Source organism: Kineococcus siccus (assembly GCF_009906795.1).
Classification (GTDB): Bacteria; Actinomycetota; Actinomycetes; order Actinomycetales; family Kineococcaceae; genus Kineococcus; species Kineococcus siccus.
In genome coordinates, this window is the sequence record NZ_JAAALN010000195.1 from 1 (window position 1) to 8,256 (window position 8,256).

At 77.1% G+C, this 8,256-nt stretch carries 6 protein-coding genes; 2 read left to right on the forward strand and 4 right to left on the reverse strand.

Annotated elements, in window-relative coordinates; genetic code table 11:
• Positions 1-51: 51 nt before the first annotated feature.
• A complete protein-coding gene (locus tag GTR02_RS17440) occupies positions 52-1,377 on the forward strand; it encodes an O-acetylhomoserine aminocarboxypropyltransferase/cysteine synthase family protein (RefSeq protein WP_166608761.1) in 1,326 nt (441 codons plus the stop codon).
• Between the two features lie 3 nt (positions 1,378-1,380).
• Positions 1,381-2,694: an LLM class flavin-dependent oxidoreductase gene (locus GTR02_RS17445; RefSeq protein ID WP_166608757.1), complete on the forward strand. Its 1,314-nt coding sequence runs from the start codon at positions 1,381-1,383 to the stop codon at positions 2,692-2,694.
• 83 nt (positions 2,695-2,777) lie between these two features.
• On the opposite strand, the gene GTR02_RS17450 is transcribed toward GTR02_RS17445, so the two are convergent.
• The 4 genes from GTR02_RS17450 to GTR02_RS17465 form a co-directional block, all read right to left on the reverse strand.
• A complete protein-coding gene (locus GTR02_RS17450; protein ID WP_166608758.1) occupies positions 2,778-5,270 on the reverse strand; it encodes an FtsX-like permease family protein in 2,493 nt (830 codons plus the stop codon).
• Between the two features lie 4 nt (positions 5,271-5,274).
• Positions 5,275-6,048 carry an ATP-binding cassette domain-containing protein gene (locus GTR02_RS17455; RefSeq protein WP_166608759.1) on the reverse strand — a complete coding sequence of 258 codons (774 nt, stop codon included), beginning with the start codon at positions 6,046-6,048 and terminating at the stop codon, positions 5,275-5,277.
• Between the two features lie 181 nt (positions 6,049-6,229).
• Positions 6,230-7,315: a VIT1/CCC1 transporter family protein gene (locus GTR02_RS17460; RefSeq protein WP_205709511.1), complete on the reverse strand. Its 1,086-nt coding sequence runs from the start codon at positions 7,313-7,315 to the stop codon at positions 6,230-6,232.
• A gap of 43 nt (positions 7,316-7,358) precedes the next feature.
• The gene (locus tag GTR02_RS17465; RefSeq protein WP_166608760.1) at positions 7,359-8,090 is read right to left on the reverse strand and encodes a response regulator; all 732 of its coding nucleotides are present in this window, start codon (positions 8,088-8,090) and stop codon (positions 7,359-7,361) included.
• Positions 8,091-8,256: the final 166 nt, after the last annotated feature.

Here is an 8,256-nt window from a genome sequence, read left to right on the forward strand (position 1 = left end):
CCGTCCGCCCCTCCCGGCCCGGCCGCCGGCGCGGGGTTCGCCACCCAGCAGGTGCACGGCGGGGACCTGCCCGACGCCGGCTTCGGCGCCCGCGTGGCGCCCATCTACCTGACCGCCGGTTTCGTGTTCGAGAGCTTCGCCGACGCGCGGGCCCGCTTCGCCGGGGACGACGACGGGTACACCTACTCCCGCAACGCGAACCCGACGAACGCGGCCGTGGAGCGGCGCCTCGCCCGCCTGGAGGGCGGGGTCGACGCGATCCTCGTCGGCAGCGGCCAGGCCGCCATCACCGTGGCCCTGCTGGGGCTGCTGCAGGCCGGTGACCACCTGCTGTCCTCCGCCAGCCTCTACGAGGGCACCCGCGGGCTGTTCCGCGAGAACTTCGCCCGCTTCGGCATCGAGGTCGACTTCGTCGAGGACCCGCGCGACCTCGACGAGTGGCGCGCGAAGCTGCGGCCCACGACGCGCGCGCTGTTCGGCGAGTCGATCCCGAACCCCAAGAACGACGTCCTCGACGTCGCGGGCGTGGCCGGCGTGGCGCACGCGCACGGGGTTCCGCTCGTCGTCGACAACACCCTCGCGACGCCGTACCTGCTGCGCCCGCTGGAGCACGGCGCGGACGTGGTCGTGCACTCGGCCAGCAAGTTCCTCGCGGGGCACGGGGCCTCGCTGGGCGGGGTCCTCGTGACGGGCGACGGCTTCGACCACGCGGCCGTGCCCGGCCGTGCCACGCACCTCACCGAACCCTCCCGCGCGCTGGCCGGGCGCAGCTGGACCGAGCGGTACGGCCGGCGCGCGTACGTCGAGTACACGCGGGCCGTGATCGCCGCGCGCCTCGGGCCGACCATGTCGCCGCTGAACGCGTTCCTGCTGCAGCAGGGCATCGAGACCCTCTCGCTGCGGGTCGCGCGCCACAGCGCGACCGCGTTGCTGCTGGCGCAGTGGCTGGAGCAGCAGCCGGAGGTCGTCGCGGTCGACCACGCGGGGCTGGCCTCCAGCCCGTCGCACGACCTGGCCCGGCGCTACCTGCCTCGCGGCGCCGGTTCCGTGTTCGGCGTCACCCTCGCCGGCGGAGAGGCTGCGGCGCAGCGCTTCGTGGACGCCGTCGAGCTCTTCAGCCGGATGACGCACATCGGCGACGTGCGCTCCCTCGTCCTCCACCCCGCGTCCACGACGCACGCGCACCGCACCGAGGCCGAGCGCCTCGCCACCGGCATCTGGCCCGGGCTCGTCCGGCTCTCGATCGGGCTGGAGGAACCCGCGGACCTGCTCGAGGACCTGCGGCGCGGGCTGGCCGCGGCCCGCACGGTGATCGACGCGGACCAGGGCGCCCACGACCTCGCCGCGCTGGTGCTCGCCCCGGCGCTGGAGGGCTGAGACGTGGGCCGGTTGCAGCACTTCGGGTGGTTCTTCTCGCGCGGTTTCGGCCCGCAGGGCTGGGGCCACCCCGCGCAGGACTGGGACTACCGGTGGACGCGCCCGCAGCTGTACCAGCAGGCGGCGCGGGAGCTCGACCAGGCGGGCCTGGACCTCGTGGTGATGGAGGACGCGCTCTCGCTCGGCAACGACGACACGCTGGGCCTGCGGGTCCGCTCCGCCTACGGCGGCCCCAAGCACGACCCGCTCCTGCTGGCGCCCTACCTGTTCGAGGCCACGACGAACCTCGGTCTGGTCCCGACCGTCAATGCGGGCGTCACCCCGCCGTACCTCGCGGCCCGCCAGGCGGCGACGCTGCAGCACCTCTCCGGCAGCCGGTTCGGCATGAACCTCGTGACGGACGTCGGCAGCGCCCGGCACGTCGGGCTCGAACCCCTGCCCCACGGCGCGGCGTACGACCGGGCCGAGGAGTGGATCGACGTCGTGCGCCGGCTCTGGCACAGCTGGGACGAGGAGGCGCTGGTCGCCGACCCCGTCTCGGGCCGCTTCGCCGACGGCGACCGCATCCGCCCGTTCCGCCACGCCGGCGAGCACTTCACGGTCGCCGGCCCCCTGAACGCCCTGCCGTTCGAGGACGGCGACCCGGTCGTGGTGTCCCCCGGGGGATCCCCGCGCGGGCTGGCCTTCGCGGGAACCCGGTCCGACGTGCAGCTGGCCCTCGCGCCGCTGGACGCGGGCAGCGTCCGGGACTACCGCGAGAAGGTGCTCGGCGCGGCCGCCCCGGCCGGCCGCAAGGCGGGCGACCTGCGCGTGCTGTTCGTCGTCAAGCCCGAGATCGTGCCGAGCGCCGAGGAGGCCGACCGCGTCGTCCACGCCTCGCGCCACCCGTCGGAGGCGGTGCTGAGGCAGGTCGCGGAGGGGTTCTCCAGCGACCTCGAGACCGACCTCACCGTCCTGCCGCTCGACGCCCCGGTCGACCCCGCGGTGTTCGGCGACCACGTCTCGCGCGGGACGATCCGCGGGCTGCTCGGCGACGACGGCGCCTCGACCCCGCTGCGGGAGCTGCTCACCCGCAAGGCTCGCAAGGGCCGCGTCAGCGAGCGGGCGGGTTTCGTCGGGACGGCGGAGGAGTTCGCCGACTTCGTCGAGGAGCTCGGCGAGGACGCCGACAACGACGGGTTCCTGTTCTCCGGTGACCTGCACCCCGTGACCGTGCACCGGGTGCTCGACGAGCTGGTCGGGGTCCTGCGCCGGCGCGGGGTGCTGCGCCGCGAGTTCGGCGGCGGAGGCCTGCGCGGCAACCTGTTCGACTTCTGAGCCGCTCACCTCGGCTGGGGCCGCGCGCGGACCGTCCCCTCCACGGTCCGCGCGCGCCCGTCACCTCGGGGTCGCTCCCTGCGTCACGCCGCGATGGCGGCGACCGGCGATGTCCGCGCCGCCCGCCGCGCCGGGAGCACCGAGGCGAGCACCCCGGCGCCCGCGGCGACCGCGACGATGCCCGCGAGCTGCGCCCAGGGCAGCGCGAGGACGACCGGTGCCTGCGCCGACAGGACGGCCGCGGTCCCCGCGAGGCCGTACCCGCTGCCGAGGACGACGCCGAGCACCGCGGCCACTCCCGCCACGAGCAGCGCCTCCCAGGCCAGCTGCGCCCGCAGCTGCCCGCGGGTCAGGCCGAGCGCCCGCAGCAGCCCCGACTCCTGCCGGCGCTCGACGACCGAGAGCGCGAGCGTGTTGCCCACGCCGAGCAGGGCGATGACGACCGCGACGCCCAGCAGACCGGTCACGACGAGCAGGAACGTCCGCAGCAGCTGGTCGTAGGAGCTGCGCTCCGCGACGACGCCGCTGACGCTGCTGCTGGGCAGGCTGTCCGTGACGACGTCGGTGACCGCGTCGACCGCCCGCTCCTGCGCCCGGTCGCCGGCGTCGGCCAGGCGCACCCACACCACGGTCACGGCGGCCGCCCCGTCCAGGCGGCGGAGGTCGGCCGCGGTCAGCACGAGGAACTGCTCGCTGTCCGGAGCCACCCGCACGCGCAGGTCCCGCGTCCCGGCGCTGCCCGTCAGGGGCAGGGTGCCGCCGTCGGCGACCCCGAAGGTGTCGGCGGCGGAGACGGACAGCACGGCCTCGCCGTCGCGCGGCAGGGGGGAGCGCTGCTGCGAGCGGACGACGGCGGCGGCCGACGCGTCCACCCCCTGCGCCCCCGCGGTCGTCTCCCGCGGCCCGCTGACCTCGCCGGTGGTCACGGGCGAGGTGCCCGCCACCCCGGGGACCGCGGCGATGCGCCGCTGCACGTCGGCGGGCACCGCGTCGGCGCCCTCGACGACCACGTCGGTCGGGTAGCCGGCGACGAGGGCCTGCGTCGCGGTGGCCCGGGTGGACGCGGCGCCGACCACCATGGCCGACGTGAGGGTCACGCCGATCAGGAGCGCCGTGGCGGTCGCGGCCGTGCGGCGCGGGTTGCGCAGCGCGTTGCCCTGCGCGAGGCGCGCCGGGACCCCGCCGAGGGGGCGCACGAGCAGCCCGGCGACCGACACCGCGGCCGGGACGAGCCGCTGCGCGAGCAGCAGGACCCCGAGGAAGCTGAGGGCGCCCGCCCCGACCGCCGCGGTCAGCTGGCCCGTCCGGGAGAGCAGGACGAGCGCCGCCGCCGACGGGACGAGCACGACGACCCCGAGCACGAGCCGCAGGACCCCGGCGCGGGAGCGCACCGGCGGCGGCTGGACCGGGCGCAGCGCGGCCAGGGGGGCGACGCGCGTCGCCCCCCGCGCCGGGGCCAGGGCGGCGAGCACCGTCACGGCCGTGCCCAGCACGAGACCCACGACGACGGCGGAGGCCGGGACGACCACCGCGCCCAGCGGGATCGGGGACGTCGTGCGCGAGGCCAGCGCCGAGACGACCGCGGCGAGGCCCACGCCCGCGCCCACCCCGACGGCTGACGCGAGCGCCCCCACGACGGCGGCCTCGGCCAGGACGCTGCGCGCGACCTGCCCGCTGGTGGCGCCGACGCAGCGCAGCAGCGCCAGGTCGCGGGTCCGCTGGGCGACGAGCACCGCGAAGGTGTTGGCGATGACGAGGGCGGCGACGAGGACGGCCACGGCCCCGAAGACGAGCAGCACGCTCGTGAGGTCGGCGGCGTCGCCCGTGAAGGCCGCGGCGGCCTGGGCGGACGCCTCGTCGCCGGTCAGGACCTCCGCCGCGGGGGCGGCGGCGGTGACCGCGTCGCGCAGGGCGGCGACGTCGGTGCCCGGGGCCGCGGCCACGCGCAGCAGGTCCGCGGTCGTGGCGCCCCAGGCGGTCAGGTCGGCGGCGGAGGCGAACACCTGGCCGCTCACCCCGGCCCGGGGGTCGCCGCGGAGGTCGACGACGCCGACGACGCGGACCTGCCGGGGCGCGGGCGGCGCCGCGTCCACCTCCCCGCGGGCCTCGGGCGTCAGGGTCACGGTGGTGCCGACCTGGGCCCCGGTGCGCTCGGACACCGCGATCTCGTCCGGGCCGGTCGGCAGCCGCCCGGCGGAGAGGCGCTGCCAGCGCAGGCCGGGGTCGTCGGCGAGCCCGCTGGCGACGGCGAAGCTGCCGCCGCTGCGCCCGGGCAGTCGCAGCTGCACGGCGGTGGTCCGGTCCAGCGCGGTCGCCCGCACCCCGGGGAGGCCGGCCACGGCCGTGGCGGCCGCGGCGAGCGGGTCGGGAGGACCCTCCCCGCCCGCGCCGGGGTCGGACAGGACGAGCGCGGAACCGCGGTACTGGGCGCCGACGGCGTCCAGGACGCTGGCGCGCGAGGAGGCGTTCAGGCAGAGCGTCGCGACGACGAAACCGACCGCGATGACGATCGCGAGGCACGACGCCAGGACCCGGCCGGCGTGCGCGCGGACCTGGGCGAGGGTGGTGGTCAGCACCGGCTCAGACCCCCAGGGTGCGCAGGGCGTCGACGACGTCGTCGGTGGTCGGGGCGGAGATCTCCCCGGCCACGCGGCCGTCGGCGAGCAGGACGACGCGGTCGGCGTAGCTGGCGGCGACCGGGTCGTGGGTGACCATCACGACGGTCTGCCCGAACTCCCGGACGCTGCCGCGCAGCAGGCCCAGGACCTCTGCGCCGGAGCGGGAGTCGAGGTTCCCGGTGGGTTCGTCGGCGAACACGACGTCCGGGCGCGGCAGCAGGGCGCGGGCGACCGCGACCCGCTGCTGCTGGCCGCCGGAGAGCTCGTGGGGGCGGTGGTGCAGCCGGTCGCCGAGACCGAGGCGCGCGACCACGTCGCGGCGCCACTGCTCGTCGGGCGCGCGACCGGCCAGCTGCAGCGGCAGCAGCATGTTCTCCTGCGCGTCCAGGACGGGCAGCAGGTTGAAGGACTGGAACACGAACCCGATCCGGTCGCGGCGCAGGAGCGTCAGCTCGCGGTCGCGCAGGGCCGTCAGCTCGGTGCCGCCGAGGAACACCTGCCCGCTCGTCGCGGTGTCGAGGCCGGCGAGGCAGTGCATCAGCGTGGACTTGCCGGATCCGGACGGGCCCATGATGGCGGTGAACGCGGCCCGGTCGAAGGCGACGTCGACGCCGTCCAGCGCCGTGACCGCGGCGTCGCCGCGGCCGTAGGCCTTGGTCAGCGCGACGGCGCGCACCGCGGCCGAGGCCGCCGGTCCGGGCGGGGCGGCGGTGGGCGCGGACTGGCGTTCGGGCACGGGGGCCTCCTGCGGTGGGTCCCGGGGTGCCGGGAGGGGTTCGTCGAACTCCCTCGACGCTAGGTCGCCGCCCCGGGCCGCCACGTCGGGCCGGGAAGGGATCTCCGCCGCCCTCGCCCTCCGCCGAGGGGTGGAGGGCGCTCGCGCTCCCGTCGTGCCGCGGGGGGAGGCCGCCCCCGGCTCAGGCCGTGGTCGTGCCGAACACCGTCCCGAGTCCGTAGGTGATCGCCGCTGCGGCGCAACCGATCCCGAGCTGGCGCAGCGCGCGGCGCAGCGGCGGGCCGCCCGAGAGCAGGCCGACGACGGCGCCCGTCCCGAGCAGCGCGAGGCCGACGAGGACGCACGCCACGACGAGGGCCGTCGCCCCGGTGAGCCCGAACAGGAACGGCAGGACGGGGACCACCGCACCGGAGGCGAAGAACAGGAAGCTCGACGTCGCGGCCCCGAGCCCCGTCCCGACGGCCTCGTGCTCGTCGTCGAGGTCCTCGGGCGGTTCCGGGGCGAGGCCGCTGAGGACCTCGCCGGCGTGGGCCTCGGCGGCGGCCGCGTCCATGCCGCGGGCGCGGTAGACGAGGGCCAGCTCGTTGGCGTCGACGTCGAGCTGCCCGACGGCCGAGCGCGCCTCGGGGTCGGGGGTGGAGGCCTCCAGCAGCTCGCGCTGCGAGCGCACCGACACGTACTCGCCGGCGCCCATCGACAGCGCCCCGGCCAGCAGCCCGGCGACGCCCGCGAGCAGCACCGTCCGGTTCCCGGCACCGCCCGCGGAGATCCCCAGCACGAGCGACAGGTTGGACACCAGGCCGTCGTTGGCCCCGAAGACGGCCGCCCGGAACGTGCCCGACAGCCGCGCCCGCCCGCGGGTGGCCAGACCCCGCACCACCTCGCCGTGGATGCGCTCGTCGGCCGCCATGGCCTCGGTGGCGTCCGCGTCGTCGGCGTAGGGCGACCGGGCCTCGGCGCGCTGGACGAGCGCCAGGACGAAGACGGAGCCGAAGTGGCGGGCGAGGAAGGCCAGGACGCGCGTGCGCGCGTCGCCGCGCCGGGGCAGGCCGACGTCGACCCCGAGCAGGTCCTCCCAGTGCGCCGCGTGCCGGCCCTCGGCGTCCGCGAGGGCCAGCAGGATCTCGCGCTCCTCGCCGCTGCGGCGGCTGGCGAGGTCGCGGTACACCGCGGCCTCGGCCCGCTCGTCCGCCAGGTACTGCCGCCACCGGCGCAGGGTGCGGCCGCTGCGCGCCGCGCCCGGCGTGGAGGTCCTCTGCGTGCTCACGGCGTCCAGTGTGGCGGCTCGCCGGGCCGTTCCCGTCCCGCCCTCAGCGGGCGTCGCGCAGCACCTCGCCCGGCTGGACGAGACCCGCGGAGAACGCGAGGACGACCGCCTGGACCCGGTCGCGGGCCTGGGTCTTCGCCAGGACGCGCCCGACGTGCGTCTTGACGGTGGCCTCCGAGACCACGAACCGGCGGGCGATCTCGTTGTTGGACAGCCCGTGCGCCATGCACACCAGCACCTCCATCTCGCGCGGGGTCAGGTCGGTCGGCAACCCCTTCGGCGCGGTGGTGGGGGAGCCCGACGCGTCGCGCAGCAGCGGGCCGACGTGCTGCAGCAGGCGGCGGGTGGAGCTCGCGGCGATCACCGCGTCGCCGGCGTGCACGGTCCGCAGGGCCCCCAGCATCTCCTCGGGAGGAGCGTCCTTGAGCAGGAACCCGCTCGCCCCGGCGGCGATGGCGGCCACCACGTACTCGTCGATGTCGAAGGTCGTCAGCACGACCACGCGCGGCGGGTCGGGCTGCGCCGTGATGAGCCGGGTGGCCTCGATGCCGTCGACGCGGGGCATGCGCACGTCCATGAGGACGACGTCGCACGGGGTCGTCGCGACCAGCTGCACGGCCGCGGCCCCGTCGCTGGCCTCGCCGACGACGCGGAGGTCCGGCTGGGAGTCGATCACCATCCGGAAGCCCGCGCGGACCAGCTGCTGGTCGTCGACGAGGACGATCCGCACGGGCCCGTCGGGTGCGGGGCTGCGGGGGTCGGGCGTCGTGGTCACGGGAACCTTCCGGTCAGCGGGGGCAGGGGAGCGTGGCGCGGACCCGGAAGCCGCCACCGGGGCGCGGGCCGGCCGCGACGGAACCGCCGTGCAGCCGGGCCCGCTCGGACATCCCGAGCAGGCCCTGGCCGCCGGGGGCGGGGGGGACGAGGGCGGAGGCGCCGCG